At 63.3% G+C, this 18,915-nt stretch carries 19 protein-coding genes; 5 read left to right on the forward strand and 14 right to left on the reverse strand.

Annotated elements, in window-relative coordinates:
- Nucleotides 1-103: 103 nt before the first annotated feature.
- Nucleotides 104-397, forward strand: coding sequence for a GIY-YIG nuclease family protein (locus ACO550_RS08530; RefSeq protein WP_315597575.1), 294 nt, complete (start codon nt 104-106; stop codon nt 395-397).
- A gap of 69 nt (nt 398-466) precedes the next feature.
- Here ACO550_RS08530 and ACO550_RS08535 read toward each other — a convergent pair whose 3' ends face one another.
- Entirely contained in the window at nt 467-889 is a 423-nt protein-coding gene (locus tag ACO550_RS08535; protein ID WP_315597540.1) for an Ohr family peroxiredoxin, read from the reverse strand.
- A 59-nt stretch (nt 890-948) separates the two neighbouring features.
- Nucleotides 949-1,422: a transcriptional regulator, SarA/Rot family gene (locus tag ACO550_RS08540; RefSeq protein ID WP_315597541.1), complete on the reverse strand. Its 474-nt coding sequence runs from the start codon at nt 1,420-1,422 to the stop codon at nt 949-951.
- A gap of 212 nt (nt 1,423-1,634) precedes the next feature.
- Here ACO550_RS08540 and ACO550_RS08545 point away from each other — a divergent pair, with 212 nt between their 5' ends.
- Nucleotides 1,635-3,092: a DegQ family serine endoprotease gene (locus tag ACO550_RS08545; RefSeq protein ID WP_315597542.1), complete on the forward strand. Its 1,458-nt coding sequence runs from the start codon at nt 1,635-1,637 to the stop codon at nt 3,090-3,092.
- A 234-nt stretch (nt 3,093-3,326) separates the two neighbouring features.
- Nucleotides 3,327-3,650 carry a hypothetical protein gene (locus ACO550_RS08550; protein ID WP_315597543.1) on the forward strand — a complete coding sequence of 108 codons (324 nt, stop codon included), beginning with the start codon at nt 3,327-3,329 and terminating at the stop codon, nt 3,648-3,650.
- Between the two features lie 135 nt (nt 3,651-3,785).
- On the opposite strand, the gene ACO550_RS08555 is transcribed toward ACO550_RS08550, so the two are convergent.
- The 5 genes from ACO550_RS08555 to ACO550_RS08575 all read right to left on the reverse strand — a co-directional run bounded on the left by ACO550_RS08555 (nt 3,786) and on the right by ACO550_RS08575 (nt 9,942).
- Complete coding sequence (locus ACO550_RS08555; protein ID WP_315597576.1) at nt 3,786-5,321, reverse strand: MFS transporter; 1,536 nt, start codon at nt 5,319-5,321, stop codon at nt 3,786-3,788.
- 38 nt (nt 5,322-5,359) lie between these two features.
- The gene (locus ACO550_RS08560) at nt 5,360-5,857 is read right to left on the reverse strand and encodes a MarR family winged helix-turn-helix transcriptional regulator (RefSeq protein WP_315597544.1); all 498 of its coding nucleotides are present in this window, start codon (nt 5,855-5,857) and stop codon (nt 5,360-5,362) included.
- 126 nt (nt 5,858-5,983) lie between these two features.
- Entirely contained in the window at nt 5,984-7,996 is a 2,013-nt protein-coding gene (locus tag ACO550_RS08565) for a transglutaminaseTgpA domain-containing protein (protein WP_315597545.1), read from the reverse strand.
- Nucleotides 7,993-9,000: a DUF58 domain-containing protein gene (locus ACO550_RS08570; protein ID WP_315597546.1), complete on the reverse strand. Its 1,008-nt coding sequence runs from the start codon at nt 8,998-9,000 to the stop codon at nt 7,993-7,995. Before ACO550_RS08570 ends, ACO550_RS08565 begins: the two co-directional genes overlap by 4 nt.
- 30 nt (nt 9,001-9,030) lie before the next feature.
- Nucleotides 9,031-9,942 carry an AAA family ATPase gene (locus ACO550_RS08575; RefSeq protein ID WP_315597547.1) on the reverse strand — a complete coding sequence of 304 codons (912 nt, stop codon included), beginning with the start codon at nt 9,940-9,942 and terminating at the stop codon, nt 9,031-9,033.
- Between the two features lie 236 nt (nt 9,943-10,178).
- Here ACO550_RS08575 and ACO550_RS08580 point away from each other — a divergent pair, with 236 nt between their 5' ends.
- Nucleotides 10,179-11,024 carry a phytanoyl-CoA dioxygenase family protein gene (locus ACO550_RS08580; protein WP_315597548.1) on the forward strand — a complete coding sequence of 282 codons (846 nt, stop codon included), beginning with the start codon at nt 10,179-10,181 and terminating at the stop codon, nt 11,022-11,024.
- A 71-nt stretch (nt 11,025-11,095) separates the two neighbouring features.
- On the opposite strand, the gene ACO550_RS08585 is transcribed toward ACO550_RS08580, so the two are convergent.
- The 7 genes from ACO550_RS08585 to ACO550_RS08615 form a co-directional block, all read right to left on the reverse strand.
- Nucleotides 11,096-11,263: a hypothetical protein gene (locus ACO550_RS08585; RefSeq protein ID WP_315597549.1), complete on the reverse strand. Its 168-nt coding sequence runs from the start codon at nt 11,261-11,263 to the stop codon at nt 11,096-11,098.
- A gap of 164 nt (nt 11,264-11,427) precedes the next feature.
- The gene (locus ACO550_RS08590; RefSeq protein ID WP_315597550.1) at nt 11,428-12,138 is read right to left on the reverse strand and encodes an FCD domain-containing protein; all 711 of its coding nucleotides are present in this window, start codon (nt 12,136-12,138) and stop codon (nt 11,428-11,430) included.
- Between the two features lie 113 nt (nt 12,139-12,251).
- Nucleotides 12,252-13,256, reverse strand: a complete 1,005-nt coding sequence (locus ACO550_RS08595) for a 2Fe-2S iron-sulfur cluster-binding protein (RefSeq protein ID WP_315597551.1) — start codon at nt 13,254-13,256, stop codon at nt 12,252-12,254.
- Between the two features lie 12 nt (nt 13,257-13,268).
- The gene (locus ACO550_RS08600; protein WP_315597552.1) at nt 13,269-13,748 is read right to left on the reverse strand and encodes a heme-binding protein; all 480 of its coding nucleotides are present in this window, start codon (nt 13,746-13,748) and stop codon (nt 13,269-13,271) included.
- 25 nt (nt 13,749-13,773) lie between these two features.
- Nucleotides 13,774-15,222 carry an aldehyde dehydrogenase family protein gene (locus tag ACO550_RS08605; protein ID WP_315597553.1) on the reverse strand — a complete coding sequence of 483 codons (1,449 nt, stop codon included), beginning with the start codon at nt 15,220-15,222 and terminating at the stop codon, nt 13,774-13,776.
- Nucleotides 15,223-15,299: 77 nt separating this feature from the next.
- Nucleotides 15,300-16,019, reverse strand: a complete 720-nt coding sequence (locus ACO550_RS08610; protein WP_315597554.1) for an iron-containing redox enzyme family protein — start codon at nt 16,017-16,019, stop codon at nt 15,300-15,302.
- 116 nt (nt 16,020-16,135) lie between these two features.
- On the reverse strand, nt 16,136-17,065 hold the full coding sequence (locus tag ACO550_RS08615; protein ID WP_315597555.1) for an ornithine cyclodeaminase family protein: 930 nt from the start codon (nt 17,063-17,065) through the stop codon (nt 16,136-16,138).
- Between the two features lie 273 nt (nt 17,066-17,338).
- Between ACO550_RS08615 and ACO550_RS08620 the strand changes: the two genes are divergently transcribed.
- Nucleotides 17,339-18,877 carry a hypothetical protein gene (locus ACO550_RS08620; protein ID WP_315597556.1) on the forward strand — a complete coding sequence of 513 codons (1,539 nt, stop codon included), beginning with the start codon at nt 17,339-17,341 and terminating at the stop codon, nt 18,875-18,877.
- Nucleotides 18,878-18,915 lie beyond the last annotated feature (38 nt).

The raw sequence follows: 18,915 nt of genomic DNA on the forward strand, positions 1-18,915 counted from the left end.
GGCTCTTATACCCAGAACCCCCAAGCCCATAAGCTTGGGGGTTTTGCTTTTGGGCTTTTGTATTTTTGCGCGACGGTTTGGGCTCGCGTATCATCGCTGCCAAATGTCTGCCGATACCGACCTCGCGATCGCTGAGGAAACTCCCTGGTTTCTCTATATGCTCGAGTGCGAAGGTGACTCGATCTACACCGGCATTACGACTGACGTTCAGCGCCGCTATGCCCAGCATGTGGCGGGAATCGGAGCCAAGTACACACGTGCCCGCAGGCCATTGCGATTGCTTGGCTGGCTGCAATTTCCAAATAAATCCGAGGCCCTCAAGGCCGAAATAAGGATCAAACGGATGTCTGCCACGCAAAAGCGTGCGATGTATGTCGATCTGCAGAGGTCAGGCTAATAAACCCAGGATCCAATGAAAAACGCCGGCAAATAGCCGGCGTTTTTCATATCTGCAGCGTAGACAGCTTCACACCACGATCAGGTTGACCTCGATGTTGCCGCGGGTGGCATTCGAATACGGGCAAACCTGGTGAGCGGCTTCCACCAGCTTTTGCGCGGCTTCCTTTTCCATGCCCGGTAGCGAGATCTTCAGTTCGACCTGAATGCCAAAGCCCTGGGGAATCTGGCCAATACCGACTGCACCTTCGATCTTGGCATCCGGTGACACGGTAATTTTCTGCTGGCCTGCCACGAAGCGAATCGCACCCAGGAAGCAAGCCGAGTAACCGGCGGCGAACAACTGTTCCGGATTCAGGCCGTTGCCGGCTCCGCCCATTTCCTTCGGCACCGCCAGCTTGGCATCGAGTTGGCCGTCGGAAGTCTGGGCGCGGCCATCACGGCCACCGGTTGCGGATGCATGAGCGGTATAAAGGACTTTTTCCAGTTTCATTTGCAATCTCCTAGGTTCGCCCGGAACGGGCAGCTAATCAAAGAGCCGATGATCGGCAATCAATCCTCGGTCCGCGAAGCTTCCAACGTGGACCGCATGGCATGCAGGCGCGCCGTCAATGACTGGATCTCTTCGATCGAGCACTGCGTCGCGCACAACAACTTTTCCGGAATTCCTACTGCGGTGCTGCGCAACGCGCGGCCAGGATCCGTAAGGCTGACCAGCACGCGGCGCTCATCTGCAGCATCGCGCTCGCGTCTGACGAATCCGGCGGTTTCCAGGCGCTTCAGCAAGGGCGTCAGCGTCCCGGAATCCAGCGTCAGTCGCGTTCCCAACTCCGATACCGCCAACTCGTCGTGCTCCCACAAGACAAGCATCACAAGGTACTGAGGATATGTAAGCCCAAGCTCACTAAGCATCGGCTTATAGACTTTCGTCATTGCAAGCGATGTTGAATACAGCGCGAAACAGAGTTGCTGATCGAGCTGAAGCCAGTCAGTTGGCTTGGCCTGGGTGTTGGTTGGCGTCGTCATGCAGCTATCTTATACACAATTAAATTGTGTGCAAGATAAATTTTCTATCGACCCTATAGAGAATAGGGCTCGCTCATGAAGGGGCAAGGACTGATCGGTTCTGGCAAGCCAATAGCCGAGCCTTAAGTCTGGTTTAAGTGTGGCTGCTTAGGATGACCATGTCGCGCCAATCAGCAAAGCGGCGCCACCCATCATCCAGAAAGGAAAGCACCATGATTCGTCAGACTCTTGCTCGCTCCGCTGTCGGTGTCGCCGCGCTCGCAGCCCTTGCGGGCGGCTATGCCTATTTGCAGAAGGATGCCATCACTCCCGGATATGCAGCGCCAACGCCGGCTGTCACTGCACCGGTAGCCGTGGCCACCCCAACTGATTTTTCCGGCATCGTCGACCAGTATGGTCCTGCCGTCGTGAATATCAGCGTAACCGCGCGTGCCCAGCGCACGTCGGCGCAAATGCCGTCGGGCATGGACCCGGACGATCCGCTGTTCCAGTTCTTCAAGCGTTTCGGTCCTCAGTTCCAGGGCCCGCAGAGCCAACAACCCCAGCTTGTGAAGGGGCTGGGGTCGGGCTTCATTGTCAGCGCCGATGGACTGATCCTGACCAATGCCCACGTTGTCGATAACGCAACCGAGGTCACGGTGAAGCTGACGGATCGCCGCGAATTCAAAGCCAAGGTACTGGGCTCGGATCCGCAGACCGATATCGCAGTCATTCGCATCGATGCCAAGGACCTGCCTACCGTACGTCTGGGCGACCCCTCGAAGATTCGGGTTGGTGAGCCCGTACTCGCGATCGGCTCGCCCTATGGCTTCGAGAATACGGTGACTGCCGGCATCGTCAGCGCCAAGTCGCGCTCGTTGCCGGACGATACCTATGTGCCGTTCATCCAGACCGATGTTGCCGTCAATCCAGGCAACTCGGGCGGTCCGTTGTTCAACCAGCGTGGCGAAGTGATTGGTATCAATTCACAGATCTACAGCCAGACCGGCGGTTACCAGGGATTGTCGTTCGCGATCCCGATCAACGTGGCCAAGAAGGTTGAGCAGCAACTGGTGGAGCATGGCAAGGTCACCCGCGGGCGTCTTGGCATCTCGGTACAGGAAGTCAACCAGGCGCTGGCGCAGTCTTTCAACCTGCCGAAGCCGGCGGGCGCGCTGGTCAACTCTGTCGAACCAGACAGTCCCGCTGCAAAAGCCGGCGTAAAGCCGGGCGACGTGATCGTGCAGCTGGGCGATGACGTGATCGATCACTCGGGCGATCTGCCAGAACACGTGGCTGACCTGCAGCCAGGTACTGAGACCAGGCTTAAGGTGATCCGCAAAGGCGAGCCAATGGCATTGACCGTCAAGATCGGCGCCGTGAAGGAAACGTCGGTTGCGCAAGGCAAGAACGGTGGCGAGGCAGGTGGCCGACTGGGTCTCGCGGTACGTCCGCTGACGCCGGCCGAGAAACGCGATAGCGGTATCGATGGCGGACTGGTCGTCGAGGATGTTACGGGTCCGGCCGCGCGCGTGGGTATCCAGCCCGGAGATGTCATCTTGTCGTTGAACGGCACACCGATCGCATCGGCGGAGCAACTGCGCGCGCTGGTGTCGAAATCCGGCAAGCAGGTGGCCCTGCTTGTACAACGCGACGACGCACGCATCTTCATCCCGCTCGATCTCGGTTGAGCGAGCACGACGAAGCGGTTTACGCGCCACCGGAAACGTATACGAGACGTATACAGCGGGCGTATACGTATACGCGTATACGCCCGCAAACCCTTGCCAGAAGCGGATTTCCGGGTGACAAAACGTACCATGGAGGCGTTTGAGCGGGTATCATCTCGACTGCGATGCATGAAGCGTGTGGTGACTCACGTCGCCACTTCTGGTTCTTGCTGAATCGACAGAAGAAGGAAGTCTATGCAGTTGGATTTCACCCGCGCCCCCATCTCGCCGGGTACCGACCTGGCACGGCGGCTCACGCCAGCCACTACAAAGCCGACGGCTCGTCGGCGCAAGAAAGAAGTCCCTCCCCACTGGGAGCGTGGCTACCGTTCTCACTACTATCGCAGTGATCGTGGCGACAAGCTTGGCGAGGTTCGCCTGTCCGACCGCGGTGACCTGCCTGTGGTCTACCACTGGGCGGCCGGCAACTATTCCGGCGCAGAGGGTTCGCTCGCACACGCACGTGCCCGCGTGGAAGAGACCGTGGGTTTCGGCATGCGCCAGCTGTCGCTGTTCTGAAGACCGCGTGACCGCACCGCGTTCCTGATCTCAGGGCATACTTGCCCGTTCGCGATGGCGATGCGCCATTGCCGCGCTGCTGCCAGCGCAACCGTACGACCGCCGTTCCTCCTCCGCTTGCTTCGCCAGGCGTGGTCAATCGAGCCGGCGCTGCACCAGCATAAAGACCGCCGCCATCAGCGCGAGCGCGGCAATCAACCGATAGAGATCCTCGCAGGCAATCAGTCGCGCCTGTTGATCGACCATGGCAGCCAGTTGTACCAGCGCACCGGCGTGAGCCTGTCCGGCATCGAAGCCACGTGCTGCGAGTGTGGACTGCATGGCATGCATCCATTGTTCTGTTTCCGCCGGCCGTTGACCGATGGCATTTGCCAGGCTCGTGTGCACGGCAAACTGACGGTTCTGCAGTAGCACTGCGCCAACGGCCGAGGCGAACGAGCTCGCGATCTGCCGGACCAGGTTTTTGCTGCGATAGCCGTGGGCGAAGTCGTCGCCGGCCAGAGAGCCGAAGGTGAGCCCTGCAATCGGGATGATGACCATCACACCGAACAGGCCCTTGCCGATGAGCCCGACGACTAATGCCGAAGGGCCAATGTCTGGCGGCATGAACGAGAAGTACGTCATGGCGGCACACATCAGCAGCAGCCCGGCGACCATCACCGGCTTCTTGTGTTTGAGCCTGCGCGCCATGCGCAGATAGACCCAGATGCCCACCAGGCTGATGACCCCGGCCAATGTGTTGAGCCACCCGGTAGTGGCCAGCGGAAACCTGAGCGCCTGTTCCGCATAGATCGGGAACACATAGCTGCTCAGGTTGCTGATCATGTAATAGATGAAGTACATCGCCAGCCCGGCCATGTACACCGGTTGGCGCAGTGAGCGCAGCCGCAAGACGGGCGTGGCGTGGTGCCACTGATGCCAGAGGAAGATGCCGAGCAGCGCCAAAGCGACCGCGGCAATGACAGCCACGCGCAGAGGGTGCGAGAAGATGTCGAAGCGTGCCTCGGTCATCGATGCCTGCAGCGCGACCATGGCCACGCCGAACAGCAGCAAGGGGCCGAGTGCGGGCCCTTCCATGTCATCGCGCGGTTCCGCGTCGGGCAGCAGCAGCCAGACCCCGGCCGTGGCGAGCAAGGCGAACGGCATTACGCCGTAGAAAACATCCTGCCAGACACCGCGTTCGACCAGCTCCGCAGCCAGGGCCGGCGCGATGGCCGATGCCGTGAAAATTCCCAGCATGAACAAGCGCGAGGCGCGCGGGCGGTCTGCGGCGCCGAACATCAGGTTGACCAGTATCCGGCAACTGGTGAACAGCGCACCGCCGCCGACACCCTGCATGAAGCGGGCGAGAACCATTTGCGGCAGTGACGTGCTGGTGGCGGCCACCAGCGTGCCAGCCATGAACAGCAGCAGCGAGGCGGTCAGGTAGTGGCGATAGCCAAACCGCTGCGCCAGCCATTGCTGCTTCAGGATCATCATCATGCTGCCGACCGCGTAGGCGGCCTGCACCAGCGCAAAGCTGCGCGGGTCCGCATCGATGCCGCCGATGATATGGCTCGACGCAAACACGAACATGATGTTTTCAAGGAATTCGACGCCGGTCGTCAGTCCCAGCAGCATCATGATCAGCGTCTGCCGCTGCTGATGGCTTAACAGCCGCAGCCAGCGCATGCCGGCACGCAGCCGGTGCCAGCGTCCAGCATGGGCGCTCACGGCTTGACTGCCTCCAGCGCGGCAAGGTGCTGATGTAGCTGGGTGAGTTCGCGGGTGGCGGCAGCCAGACCGGCCTTGCCGATCGGTGCCCAGGCTTCGCCATAGGCGGCATGGACGGCGGGCGCTGCATGTTCCAGAAGCGCGTGTGCGGCCGGTGTCAGGCTCAGCTCCAGGCTGCGCCGGTCATGCTCGGAAGCCTTGCGCTGCACTAGGCCCCGCGCTTCCAGAACGTCGATCAACCGCGTCATCTGCGTGCGCGTGGCATCGATCGTCATGCCCAGTTCCGACGGCATGGTCGGTTCGCCAGCATCGATCGCCAGCATGCTGATGACAAGGTACTGGCTCAGGTCCAGCCCGTGAGGCGCGAGGGCGCGCTCGATGTGATGCCGCAACAGCCGCGCCGAACGCAGCAGCAACCGCGACGCCAGGATCAGGTCACGTGGCGCTTCTGGATGGTCATCGCAAAAGCGGTCGATGCGGCGTTCGAACGACATAGGTAGTTTCATCTGCAATAGTTACGGATGAAACTATATGTGCCGCGACGTCAGTTTGCAAGGCGCGTCTGATGGACAGTCTGGTCATGCTCAGCGACGATTCGCCGCGCCAACTTGTCGGCAAATCTATCGTTTGAGGCTTCGCGCCAATTCGCGCAGTGCCTGGCGCAGGTTGGACAGGTTCCTGGCGTCCGCTTGCCCGGCCGGTTTCCCGTAGCGCCACGCAATGTAGCCATTGGTGAACGCGCGCACCGCTGGCGCGGCGTGGGGCAACGCGGTTTCGGCACGCGCCGCGAAATCATGCGGCCCCTCCGATGCGCGCCGCGCGCAGCCATGCCGAGACAGCAGCCCACAGAAGCGCTCGTACAGTGCCTGAACCGGATCCACGCGCCGGCGCCGTAGCCACATCGGCACCAGTGCCATCAGGCTCAGGCCGGCCAGCCCAAAGGCCATCACACGCGGCAACTGGTTGGCCAGACCAATCTGGTCGAGCAAACGGTGTTGTTGCCCCCGGTCGTATTCGAGCACCCAACGTTGCCATTTGTAGGCCAGGCCGTCGAAGCCCCAACGCAGATCACGCAACCATCCGGGCGCGCGCAGGTCGCGCAGCGCCTGCAGTTCTTCTCCTTCGAGCGCGGCATCGACACCTTCTTCCACCCGGCTTGGCGCTACGGCGCTGGTCGGGTCCACACGAACCCAGCCGCGCCCGTCGAGCCAGACCTCGGCCCAGGCGTGTGCATCGGACTGCCTGATCACATAGTGTTTGCCGACCGGATTGAACTCGCCGCCTTGATAGCCGGTTATCACCCGTGCAGGCACGCCGGCCGCGCGCATCAGGAATACGAAGCTGCTCGCGTAGTGCTCGCAAAAGCCGCGCCGCGTATCGAACAGGAAGCTGTCGACCTGTTGCGCACCCAGCGGCGGCGGCGAAAGTGTGTAGGCAAATGGCGCCGCGGCAAACAGCCGCATGGCTGCCTGCACGCGTTGCCACGGATCGGCATACTGCGTTGCCCAGCGTGCCGCCAGCTCGCGACTGCGCGGATTACCATCCGGCAATGCCAGCGATAGCTGCAGCGTACGGCGTGTCAGCGGCTGGGGTGTTGCCTGCAGCATCGATTGCGCCCGATAGCGCAGTGGCCGGTCCACAGGGGTACGCGTGAAAAACTCTCCGTCGGCGGATTGGCGTGCCGCGAGGCTGTCCGACACTGCCACGCCACGATCGAGCAGATAGAGCCAGGTTTTCTGCGTGGCCTCCAGGGTCACGTTGTATTCGCGCAGGCCTGACGATGGTGCGGCCAGCGGGACATCGTCCTCGACATCATCGCGCAAGCCCGGCGCGGGTCGGGTCGGTTGCGCGTCGTCCAGTCGCCACGTCTGGCCGTCGTAGTTCCAGAGCACCAGGGCGCGCCAGTAGAGCGCGCTGGGGGGCAGTGGATTGCCGATGATGTCGGCGCGGAACGCCGCTTCCGGTGACCGGATCAGCTCGCCGATACTCCCCGGCTTCATCGTGTCGCTGATGCCGGTACGGCCCAGGGGCTCGGATTGCGGTAGCCGCCATAACGGATGGTCGAGCCGAGGAAACAGCGCGAACAGGAACAGGGCCCAGGGCAAGCCGAACAGCGCCATGCGTCCCAGCAGCGGCCAGATCGCCAGCCGTCCGCGTGCTTCCGGGTGATGGAACAGCAGCCAGTTGCGCAGGATCCAGGCACCGATGGCCATGCTGTAGAGCGCCAGCCAGAATGGCTGGTCAGCCAGATAGAGTGTCAGCAGCAGGTAGAACGACAACTGCGTGACCAGCGTCGCATCGGGCAGCGCACGCGTTTCCATCAGTTTGAGGATGACGAACGCCGCCAGCAGCGCCACGCATAGCTCTCGGCCCAGGCTGCCGCCGGCCTGCCAGACCAGCGCGCCGGCAATCACCAGTACCAGTACCGCTGTTACGCCGATCATCAGCTTCGATGGCAGCGGCGCGCGCTGCCGCCACAGCAGCCAGCGCCAGGCCAGCAGCAGCAATAGCAGGATACTGATCGACACCGGTAGCGTGCGGGCCTGCGGCGCAAGCACCAGCGCCAGCTGGCCAATCAGCATGCCATGTTCCTGGTGGCCGAGCGTGCGTTGCGGCTGGGCTGGCGATGTCATGATGGGCGGCGCTCCGGCCATAGCGCCAGCGCTTCCAGGCAGGCACGGCGATGCGAAGCGCCGTGGCCTGGCGAGAGTTCCACGCCGGGCAGGCGCAGGCCGATGTCCATGGTGTCGCCCGCGGCCAGCACCCACGCGCAGAGCCGCGACAGCCGTGCCTCGGTGTCCATCGTGACCGGCAGCGTATTCCAGTCGATCCAGCAGCCGGGCTGCCGCTGGGTTTGCCCGGTACGACTGAGCCAACGGCCGGCACGTGCGCTGTGCTTCCACGCTATTCGGTGCAGCGGGTCGCCCGGACGGTACCTGCGCAACTGGTCGATGCCATCGTCCGATGCCACGCCGAGCACGCCGTCGTCACTGTCGTCGGGCTGGGGAATCAACGGCAGCGGTGGCGCCTTGGGTTCGGCTGCGGGATAGACGATCGCGGTGACCGGAAAATCCGCATAGCTCCAGACGCGGAATAGCCCGAATGGAAAGCGGCTGGAGATGGTGACGCGCGGCAATGCCAGCCGGCCGCGGCGCGGTGCGGGCACATGGACAGGCAGGTCGCCACTGCCCATGCCATCGAGCGTCAGCGAAGGTGGCTGCCGTGTCTCGCTGTCGCGCGATACACGTGCCTCGATGCCGATTCGCGCGCCGCTGTCGTGATTGCTGGCGTGCAATGCAAACACCGCGACATCGCCCGCGAAGGCAGCGGATACGGGGCCTGCGGAAACTTCGAGGTCAAGCAGGTTGCGATAGGCCATCCACATGCAGGCCATGCCGATACCGGTCAGCAGGAAGGTCAGGGCAAAGCCCAGGCTGATGTTGTAGTTCAGCGAAGTCACCAGCATGGCCAGCAACAACAGTGCGAAGCCGAGCCCGCTACGCGTGGGCAGGATATAGAGATGCCGCCGGTCGAGCGTGACCACGCCGTTGATGGGCTTGCGCGGCCGACGCGGGCGCGCCGTCACCGTGGCGGGTGACGTTCCATGAGCATTGGGCACCGCCGAGGCGCGTCGCATGATCTGGGCGCAAGCAACTGTGGCGCGTGGTCAGGGGATCGCCACGCCGGCCAGCAGGCGATCCAGCGAGGTTTGTCCCTGCCCGGCTGGCAACAGCCGGTGAGCGGCTACCGCTGCAAAGACGGCCTGCACGTCTTCAGGCACCACCATCTCGCGCTGGTCAAGCAGCGCCCAGGCCCGCGCGCATGCCAGCAGTGACAGGCCGGCGCGTGGCGAGAGTCCCGCGGCGAAGCCTGGTTCCGCGCGTGTGGCCTGTACCAGGGCCAGTACATAGTCCACCAGCGCCGGGCTGGCGTAGACGCGGCCGACCGCAGCTTGCAGCGCCAGCACCTGCTCCGCGTTCATGATGGCCGTCGCTTCCTGCTTTGCGGCACCGCCCAGGTAGAGCACGCGTTCGAACGCCGGGTCGGGATACCCGAGCGAAATGCGCATCGTGAAGCGGTCCAGCTGGGATTCGGGTAGCGCATGCGTCCCGATCTGTTCTAGCGGGTTTTGGGTGGCAATGACAAAGAACGGAGCCGGCAGTGCATGCGTGACACCGTCATGGGTGACCTGACGCTCGGCCATCGCTTCGAGCAGGGCGCTCTGCGTCTTCGGTGGCGCGCGGTTGATCTCGTCGGCCAGTACCAGTTGCGCAAAGACCGGACCGGGGTGGAAGCGGAAGTCACCGGTCTCGCGCAGGAAAACCGAAACGCCAACCAGATCGGCGGGAAGCAGGTCGCTTGTGAATTGCACACGCCGGTACTGGAGTCCCAGTGTTTGCGCCAGGGCATGCGCCAGCGTGGTCTTGCCCACGCCGGGCACGTCTTCCAGCAGCAAGTGGCCGCCAGCGAGCATGCATGCGAGCGCCAGCCGCACCTGGCGGGGTTTGCCCAGGACGATGCGGCCGAGCTGGTTCTGGGCCTCGGCCAGCGAGGCGGTGATCTTGGGTCGGGCAGTCACGATGGCGGCATCAAGGGTGGTTGGCGATGCGGTTCGTACAGCAGGGTGCGGCCATTGTAGCGGCGCCGGGGTCGCATCGGACAGTGGGTTTCCGCACGCAGCGAAGCCGCGACAACGCCTCTGTTTAGTCCAAAAACACCGGAATCAGGCGCCAACCCGCGCCGGTTCTCGTGGCTTCTGGCATCATCGGTGTTGTTGGCACCTTGCCACTTTCAGAATCGTCTTACCTCGCTGCAATGACTGCTTCGCAACAGCGCGCGTCTGGCGCGTCCGCTTCCCTCGATTTCGATTCTTCCGCGCCGCTGGCCGACCAGGCGGCGCTGGCCAGCCTGGCGCGTGAATTCCACACCGGCGGGTACATTGTCCTGCGCAACTTTGCCAGCGAAGCCACGTGCGCGGCGCTGGAAGCTGTGACGCGCCAGCATTTGGCGGGCGCGGTGCCGCCGGTGGAGTTCGAGGCCGATCTAGGCTACCCGGGGGCACCGGCCACGCGCCAGGCCACGGGCGGCAATACGGTGCGCCGCCTGCGCCAGGCCTATGGCCGCGACGAGGCATTCCGACGCTGGGCCAGCAATGCGCAAGTGGTGGCCACGGTCGAGGCGCTGCTTGGCGAGCCGGTGCGGCTGACCCTGGCCCACCATAACTGCGTGATGACCAAGCATCCGCATTTTGGCAGCCAGACTGGCTGGCATCGCGACACGCGCTATTGGTCGTTCGTAAAGCCGGATCTGGTCACGGTGTGGCTGGCACTGGGCGATGAAGACGAGCGCAACGGCGTGCTGCGCGTGATTCCGGGCTCGCACCGCGCGCGGCTCGATCCGGCGCAGCTCGATCCGGCCGAGTTCCTGGTGGAGGCGCATCCGGCCAGCAAGGATCTGCTCAAGGGCACCATGCCGCTGGCGCTGCACCGGGGCGACGTGCTGATGTTCGACAGCCGGCTGTTCCATGCCGCGGGCCGCAATGACTCGGAAGCCGTCAAGCTGTCGGTGGCATTTGCGTATTTCGGTGCCAGCAATCGTCCGATAAGCGGTAGCAGATCGGCCGAGTTTGGCAGCGTCGAGATGCCGCCGGCCACGATCTGAACGACCCGGGAAAACAAAAGCCGCCCATCTGGGCGGCTTTGTTCATGGTGGGCCAGAGGTGTGGCTTTGGCTCAGACCGTCTTGCTTTGCGTGGTTCCGCTCCGGAGCAGCGCCAGCAGGTCGGCGAAACGGAACGGCAGCAACGGCGTGGCCTGACGAACGATGGCACGGCGTGCGAAGTGGCTGCGAAGCTGCTCGCCCACCGGACGGTCGAAATACGAAGCATCCGGGTAGTTCATGGTGATTCCCTATTGTGGTCAACAAACGCCTACAGTATACACTTCAATGGTGCACTGCGCCATTTCGTGGTGCGCAATGCGGGCTTGTGTGAACTGAAGGGGTGCAGCTGACCTCAGGGAGCCACCGGGCGAGCGAGTTATTGCGGTGCTGCGCTACTGCGTTATTACGCCGCCGTGGCGTCACCGTTCATCGCTTCCACTGCCTTGGCCGCGCTGTAGACATGGCGGGTAGCCAGTAGTGACGCCAAATCGGCATCGCCGGCGATCACGGCCTGCAGGATCTGGGCGTGCTCGTCCCAGTTGGTGCGCGCCCGGCTCAGGTTTGCCGGGGCAAACAGCAGCGCGGTACGTTCGCGCAACGAGCGCATCATGTCCTGCAACACACTGTTGGCAGCGATATTTCCGAGCACTTCGTGAAAGCGGGAATTGAGTTCAATAAAGCGCTCGGTCTGCCCGCTGTTGACGGCATCGTTGCCTTCCTTGAGCACTTTCTCGAGCTCCTGGATCAGCGCCGGGTCGCGGCGCTGCGCGGCCAGCTTGGCGTTAAGCCCTTCCAGCGTGGCGCGCACTTCCACCATCTCGCGCGCGATATTGGGCGACAAGCGCGCCACCGATGCGCCACGGCGCGGCTCGATACTCACCAGGCCTTCGGCCGCCAGCGCGCGTAGCGCCTCGCGCACCGGAATACGCGACACGCCCAGCTCCAGTGACAGCGTATTTTCCACCAGCCGCTCGCCCTGTTCGTATTGCCCGCCAAGGATGCGTTGCCGCAAGGTGTCGGTCACCAATGCGAAAAGAGGGGAATGCTGGGCACCCAGGCTGGCAGCCGGGGCTTCCGGATTCGGCTTGATGGCACTGGCGGTGGCGTCGTTCATGGTCGGGATCGGCCGTCGGAATTCGATGGAACGCCGCGGTCGGTTGGCCACGGCGTGAATGCCGCTATTGTATACCGTCACTTCCTCATGCAAGACATAGGGTAGACAACTACTCAATGCTCGGCATGCTGGAACGTGAATCCGTCCGAGTAAATGAACGGCGCCTGCGCGCCCAGCACCATGAAGGCCTGTTTGGCATCGTGGATCATGTTCGGTGAACCGCACAGGTAGATGGCGTGCTCCGACAGGTCGCCCAGGTCGGCGGCCACGGCATCGTGCACATAGCCGCGGCGGCCATGCCAGTCTGCGTCGGCACGCGACAATACCGGCACATACTGGAAGTCATAAAGCCGTTCGCCCCAGCGCGCAATCTCGTCATGCAGATACAGGTCGGCGGCTGAGCGCATGCCCCAGTAAAGCCACACGGGCGGACAGTCGGGATCATCCATCAGCGATTCGAGCATGCTCTTGATCGGGGCCAGCCCGGTGCCGGTGGCCACCATCAGCAGCGGGCGGTAGTCTTCCTTGCGCAGGCTGAAGTTGCCATGTGGCAGTTCTACGTCGAGCTGGTCGCCGGCGTGCAGTTGCGGCAGCTGCTGCGACGTGAAGCGGCCATTGGCGATCTGCCGGACGTGAAAGTCGACGGTATTGCCATTCGGCGCCGACGCCATCGAGAAGCTGCGATGGCTTCCGTCGCCGAGCAGCACCTTCAGGTACTGGCCCGGCGCGTACTCGAATGGCTCGTCTGCGGGCAACGCCAGGCGCAGGTGAAGGACATCGGGGCCGAGTTGTGCGATGGACTGGACCGTGGCCGTGGCGCGCCGCGCGGGCACCAGCGTTTCCGTGCCGCGCGCGGTGCTGATCACGAGATCGCCGTCGGGCCGCGCCTGGCAGGCCAGCGCGAAGCCTTCGGCGTGTTCTTCCTCGGTCAGCCCCATCGGGAAGTCCTCGTAGGAGACCGACCCTTCCACCACGCGCATGCGGCACGTGCCGCAGCCACCGAAGGTGCACTCATGCGCCAGGCTGACGCCGCAGCGCAGCGCGGCGTCGAGCACCGATTCTCCAGGTGCCACCATGAACACCTGCTGCGTTTCCGCAATCTCGACCCGATGGGACATGATGACTCCTGCTTACTTCTTGATATCGGCCTGGGCCAGCACGGTCAGGTCTTCAGCGGCCAGCAGGTCGCGCAGCGCTTCGAGCGCCGCCACGCCGCAGGCGGTGTCCTGTTCGCCGTTGCCGCCCGACAGGCCCACGCCGCCAATCACTTCGCCATTGACCACGATCGGGTAGCCGCCCACGAACACGGCGAACTTGCCGTCGAAACTCCACTGGATGCCGAACGCTTCGTTGCCGGGCAGTGCCGGGCCATTCGGCGCCGTGTTGAACAGATGGGTCGAGCGCTTGTGCCCGGCGGCCGTGAACGCCTTGTTCCAGGCAATCTGCGGACCGGTGATGCGGGCACCGTCCATGCGTTCCAGCAGCAGCGGATAGCCGCCGTCATCGACGATACAGACCGATTCGAGCACGCCGATTTCCTCGGCCTTGCGAATCGCGGCGGCCACCATATGGCGGGCTTCCTTCAACTCGAGCTTGATGGCTTTCTTCATGTTGGTTTCCTTATGGCGTTGTTTGTCAGACGCCCTGGTAGACGGTCTTGATCTGCGTGTAGAACTCCAGCCCGGCGCGACCCGATTCGCGGAAGGTCGAGGTACTGGAGCGCTTCAGGCCACCAAACGGCGCGTTGACCAGGTTGCCGGTGGTGGTGCGGTTGATCTTCACCGTGCCCGATTCGATATCGCGGGCAAAGTCGTGGATGTAGCGCGGATTGCGTGTGGCGATGGCGGCGGACAGGCCGTACTCGCTATCGTTGGCCTTGGCGATGGCGTCGGCGTAGCTGTCGACTTCGATGATCGCCAGCACCGGGCCGAAGATTTCTTCCTGCGCGATCCGCATGGCCTGCGTGACGTCGGTGAAGACGGCAGGCGCCACGTAGTAGCCGTGGGCGAAGTCGCCTTCGGTCAATGGCTCGCCGCCGCACAGCAGCGTTGCTTCCTGCTTGCCGGTGGCGATATAGCCGAGCACCGTTTCCAGTTGCTTGCGTGTGGCCAGCGGACCCAGATCCATGCCCGACGCCATGCCGTGGCCGATCTTGAGGGTCTTCACCTTGGCCACGAGTTTCTCGGTGAATGCCTGCTTCACGCCGCGCATGACCAGGATGCGGCTGGTACCGGTGCAAGCCTGGCCTGACAGCGACAGGCCGCCCTTGATGGCGAGGTCCACGGCGCGATCGAGATCCGCGTCTTCCATTACGATCAACGGATTCTTGCCACCCAGCTCCATCTGCGTGCGCGTGGTCATCGGCACCGACTTGTGGATCTGTTCGCCAGCCGAGGTCGACCCCGTGAACGACACCGCGCGCACCGCACGTGATTCGACAATCGTGGGCCCCACCTCGGCGGCACTGCCGGTCAGGAAATTGAGCACGCCTTTCGGGATGCCTGCCTTGACAAATGCCTCGGCCAAGCGAAATCCGGACAGCGGCGCGTCGGAGGATGGCTTGAACACCACGGTGTTGCCGGTAATCAGCGCCGGTGCGATCTTGCGCGCGGGAATCGATACCGGGAAGTTCCACGGCGAGATCACGGTCACCACGCCCAGCGGTTCGCGCAGGCTGTAGACCAGCATGTCCGGATCGTCGTTCGGATAGCTTTCGCCGCTGAAGGTCTGGCCTTCGACCGCATAGAAGCGCAGCGTCTGCGCCGAACGCATGATTTCGTCGCGCGCCAGGTTCAGCGACTTGCCTTCCTCGCGCGTCAGCTCGGCGGCGATGGCATCGGCGTTTGCTTCCAGATGCGCGGCGGCATCGTTCAGGATCTTCGCGCGCTTGCCGATCGGGGTTTTCTTCCACGCGTCGAATGCGGCGGCGGCGGCGGCCACCGCGGCGGCGGCGTCACGTGCGTCGGACGCTGCGTGGCGGCTGACGATGTCGCGCGTGTCGGCAGGATTGATATTGTCGAGCGTGCGGCCGCTGGCGCTGTCGCACCATTCGCCGTCAATATAGTTGCGGTACGTCTCGGTCATCTTGCGGGGGCCCTGTTCTGATTCGGAGAAACACCGGACGCGCCAGCAGCAGCGTCCGGCCATGGCGTCGCGATGCTTCAGGCGGCCACTGCTTGCTGCTTCGGTTCGACGTAGTCGTAATAGAGCGCGGTCGTATAGAGCAGGCGCATCTGGGCGCCGATCTCGCAGATCTTCAGGCAGCGCTGTTGCAGTTCGGGCGTGTTGGCGTGCTCGAGCACGATCTGGTAGCCGCGCTCTCCATGGATTTCGTCGGACACGATATGCAGGTCGAAGAATTCCACTTCCTCGTCGGTAAAGCCGTACTTCTCGCGCAGCGTCGGGGTTTGCTTGCGATAGATCGACGGGACCTGCGACTCCAGGCCCACTACCAGGCCGGCCACGGCCACCACCGGGTCTTCACGCATGGCCACCGCATAGCACCAGCTCTGCAGGCCGCGCGTGGTGGGCGACATGTTGTCGGGACTCACCATACGTTCGCGCGTGGTGCCGCAGGCCTCGGCAAAGCGGATCAGCAGGTCGGTATGGCGATCACCGCCAATTTCTTCCTCGTACATGTTTGCCAGCAGGAAGTCCTTGGCCTCGGTCATGTGGTCGGGCGTGCGGGCATAGATATAGCCAAGGTAATCCGCGAACGGACCCACATAGTGATAGTGGTTCTCGGCCCAGCGGGCCAGATGGTCGCGGCTCAGCGTGCCACTGGCCCATGCCTTGCTGAACGGCGCCTGGTTGGCGCTCTTGCCCTTGATGGCGTTTTCAAGGGCGGCACGGAAATCTTCACGGTTCATCAGTTCGGCCATTTGGGGCTCCTGTACTTGGCGAATGGGGGTGAGTGAGTTTTGTATACTTTCTACAACGTCGTTTGGGCGATAAAAAAGCCGCACAAGGCGGTTGACTGCAAGGTTCCTTTATCCGGTCAGGCGGCGACGGCTTTTGCGTCGCACAGGCGTTGCCATGCCACGCCAGCCAGCGCCACATCTTCCAGGCCGACGCCCACCGACTTGTAGATCACGATGTCGTCGGGGTTTTGGCGCACGGCTTTCGAGTCGAGCAATACGTCGGACAGTTCCACGATCTTGTGGTCTGGCAGCACGGCCTTGTCGGCCAGCACGAGGTCGCCCGCTTCGCGCAGGGACTGTGGCCGCCATTCGACCACCACTGCGGCGGCACGCGACAGCAACGTGTCGTCGAGTTCACGCGTATGCGGCAGGCTGGAACCGATGGCCGCCACGAATGCGCCGGGTTTGACGCTGGCGCCCGCGAATAGCGGTGTGGTGGACCGTGACGCCGTGACAATGATGTCGGCGTCCGCCACGGCGTCTTCGGGTTGGGCAAATTCGACAGCGATGCCGCATTGCGTGGCCAGTCGGTCGGCAGCATCGGCAGCGGCATACGGATCGCTGACAAGTATGCGCTGCAGTGGCAGGGCGGCGGACAGTTGCAGCGCATGCTGCACCCCCTGGGTGCCGGCACCGAACAGCGCCAGTGTCCGCGCATCGGTGCGCGCCAGGCGCTGTGCGGCCAGTACCGTGCAGGCCGCTGTGCGCAACCGCGTGATGGCGCCCGCGTCGAACGAGGCCAGCGGCCGGCCGTCAACCGTTGAAAACAGCAGGATGACAAACGAGAACTGACCGGCGATCGTGGTGTAGACCTTGGCGCCGGCCACTTGCTGGTCCGGTATGACAGCGCCCAGTGTCGAAAGCTTCACGCCGCCGGCCTCGGTACGAATCCGTTCCTGCATGGCGGCGTCGCCGCGGCCGAAGCTGCGGAATGCTTCCAGCATCGCGGCCTGGGCGTCGGCGGCCGTGACGTGGCGATCGATCATTGCGTCGGTGACGTGGAGCATGGCTAAGTCGTCTCAGAAGCTATTTCGGTATACAGTCTACACAAGCTTTTGAAAAATGCCAGAGGGTTTTCCATATTCCGAGGCACTTCCGAACTGGTGCGAGATGCCCGTAATCCGTGCGCTGTAGCCAGATATCGCACCGATCGGGTGATTTCCCTAGGTTCTGCAACTTTCGCTTGTTTTCGGGATGTTGCGGGATATAGTATACAAAAAAGATTCGAGACAGTAATTCCATACCGCCCCCACAAGGGCCTCCATGATCAGGGGAGCCTCATGCAACAAACCGTAGAGATCGGCCTGGCACACTGGGTGTACCTGCTAGGCGTTGCAGTGATCGTGTTGACCATGATCCTGCGTGCCAATGTCGTAGTGCCGTCGATTCTTGGCACTTTCCTCGTGATCCTGGCCATCACGGGCAGTCCGGTCAGCGCGCTGGGCGGCATATTTTCAGCGAGCCTGGTCGCGGCCAAGGAGCTGTTCAACATCTTCCTGGTCATTGCGTTCATGACGGCGCTGCTCAATGCGCTGAAGACGTTGCGCTCTGATATACGCATGGTCGAGCCGTTCCGTGTGGTCATGAAGAACGGACACAGCGCCTACTTCATCCTGGCCGGCATTACCTATGTGATCTCGCTGTTTTTCTGGCCCACGCCCGCGGTGCCGCTGGTCTCGGCCATCCTGCTGCCCGCCGCGATTGCCGCTGGCTTGCCGCCGCTGGCCGGAGCCATGGCCATTGCGATTGCCGGCCAGGGCATGGCACTGTCGTCGGACTATGTGATCGGTGTGGCGCCGGGCATCAGTGCCAAGGCGGCCGGTGCTGCGGTCAGTGCCGCCGTGGTGGCGGACCGTGCGCTGATCCTGTCGATCATTACCGGCGCGATTGCGCTCACGCTGGCCTACCTGTCGATGCGTCGCCATATCGTGCCCGCCAGCGGGGCGCTGCTCGACCGCTGGCAGGCGCGTGCCACCGGTGTCGATACCGCCGTAGAAGCAACCGGTACCTTCGACAAGGCTGAGATCGCACGCGGCACCTCGCATGCGGAACCGCTGGTGACCGACGCCAACATCGAGTCGAGCCTGGCGATGGTGGCGCAGCGTCGCGTGAAGTGGTCCAAGTTCTTCGCGGTGCTGACGCCGTTGGCGTTCATCTGCGTGGTCTCGCTGATGGTGCTGCCGAAGATCGGCGCGGGCATGCCCGATCTCAACGGTGGCGCTGCCGCGGCGCTGGTGGGTGGCGTGGCGGCTCTGCTGATGATGCTGGCCACGCTGGCCGCCGAGGGGCCGCGCAAGATGCTCGACGTGTGTCCCGAACACATTACCGATGGCTTTGTGTTTGCATTCAAGGCCATGGGTTCGGTCCTGCCAATCGCCGGTTTCTTCTTCGTGGGTGCCGGTGAAACTGCCGCGCAGATCCTGGGCGTGGATGCGGGCAAGGCGCCAAGCCTGCTGTTCGAACTGATCCAGGCCTACCAGCACATGATTCCCGACAACCACGTGCTGGTCGCCTTTGGCGTGCTGCTGGTGGGCATGATCACCGGCATCGACGGTTCGGGTTTTGCCGGACTGCCGCTGACGGGCACGCTGGCCGGTGCGTTGGGTCCGGTCGTTGGTTTCGATTCGGCCACGCTGGCGGCCGTAGGCCAGATGGGTGCGGTGTGGACCGGTGGCGGCACGCTGATCGCCTGGTCGTCGCTGATTGCCGTGGCTGGCTTTGCGCGCGTGCCGGTGCTCGACGCCGTGCGTGCGCTGCTGCTGCCGGTGATTGCGGGGCTGGTTGTCTCCACGACCTGCGCGATGTTGATCTGGCACTGATACGAGCACGGGCCAGCCGATTCCAACTCAGATTTTAC

It is taken from the genome of Cupriavidus sp. (genome assembly GCF_057315035.1).

Excerpts from the sequence above, each read along its gene's own strand:
- ACO550_RS08530 (WP_315597575.1), top strand. The coding sequence starts at position 104 with ATGTCTGCCGATACCGACCTCGCGATCGCTGAGGAAACTCCCTGGTTT.
- ACO550_RS08535 (WP_315597540.1), bottom strand. The coding sequence starts at position 889 with ATGAAACTGGAAAAAGTCCTTTATACCGCTCATGCATCCGCAACCGGT.
- ACO550_RS08540 (WP_315597541.1), bottom strand. The coding sequence starts at position 1,422 with ATGACGACGCCAACCAACACCCAGGCCAAGCCAACTGACTGGCTTCAG.
- ACO550_RS08545 (WP_315597542.1), top strand. The coding sequence starts at position 1,635 with ATGATTCGTCAGACTCTTGCTCGCTCCGCTGTCGGTGTCGCCGCGCTC.
- ACO550_RS08550 (WP_315597543.1), top strand. The coding sequence starts at position 3,327 with ATGCAGTTGGATTTCACCCGCGCCCCCATCTCGCCGGGTACCGACCTG.
- ACO550_RS08555 (WP_315597576.1), bottom strand. The coding sequence starts at position 5,321 with ATGCGCTGGCTGCGGCTGTTAAGCCATCAGCAGCGGCAGACGCTGATC.
- ACO550_RS08560 (WP_315597544.1), bottom strand. The coding sequence starts at position 5,857 with ATGTCGTTCGAACGCCGCATCGACCGCTTTTGCGATGACCATCCAGAA.
- ACO550_RS08565 (WP_315597545.1), bottom strand. The coding sequence starts at position 7,996 with ATGACATCGCCAGCCCAGCCGCAACGCACGCTCGGCCACCAGGAACAT.
- ACO550_RS08570 (WP_315597546.1), bottom strand. The coding sequence starts at position 9,000 with ATGCGACGCGCCTCGGCGGTGCCCAATGCTCATGGAACGTCACCCGCC.
- ACO550_RS08580 (WP_315597548.1), top strand. The coding sequence starts at position 10,179 with ATGACTGCTTCGCAACAGCGCGCGTCTGGCGCGTCCGCTTCCCTCGAT.
- ACO550_RS08585 (WP_315597549.1), bottom strand. The coding sequence starts at position 11,263 with ATGAACTACCCGGATGCTTCGTATTTCGACCGTCCGGTGGGCGAGCAG.
- ACO550_RS08590 (WP_315597550.1), bottom strand. The coding sequence starts at position 12,138 with ATGAACGACGCCACCGCCAGTGCCATCAAGCCGAATCCGGAAGCCCCG.
- ACO550_RS08595 (WP_315597551.1), bottom strand. The coding sequence starts at position 13,256 with ATGTCCCATCGGGTCGAGATTGCGGAAACGCAGCAGGTGTTCATGGTG.
- ACO550_RS08600 (WP_315597552.1), bottom strand. The coding sequence starts at position 13,748 with ATGAAGAAAGCCATCAAGCTCGAGTTGAAGGAAGCCCGCCATATGGTG.
- ACO550_RS08605 (WP_315597553.1), bottom strand. The coding sequence starts at position 15,222 with ATGACCGAGACGTACCGCAACTATATTGACGGCGAATGGTGCGACAGC.
- ACO550_RS08610 (WP_315597554.1), bottom strand. The coding sequence starts at position 16,019 with ATGGCCGAACTGATGAACCGTGAAGATTTCCGTGCCGCCCTTGAAAAC.
- ACO550_RS08615 (WP_315597555.1), bottom strand. The coding sequence starts at position 17,065 with ATGCTCCACGTCACCGACGCAATGATCGATCGCCACGTCACGGCCGCC.
- ACO550_RS08620 (WP_315597556.1), top strand. The coding sequence starts at position 17,339 with ATGCAACAAACCGTAGAGATCGGCCTGGCACACTGGGTGTACCTGCTA.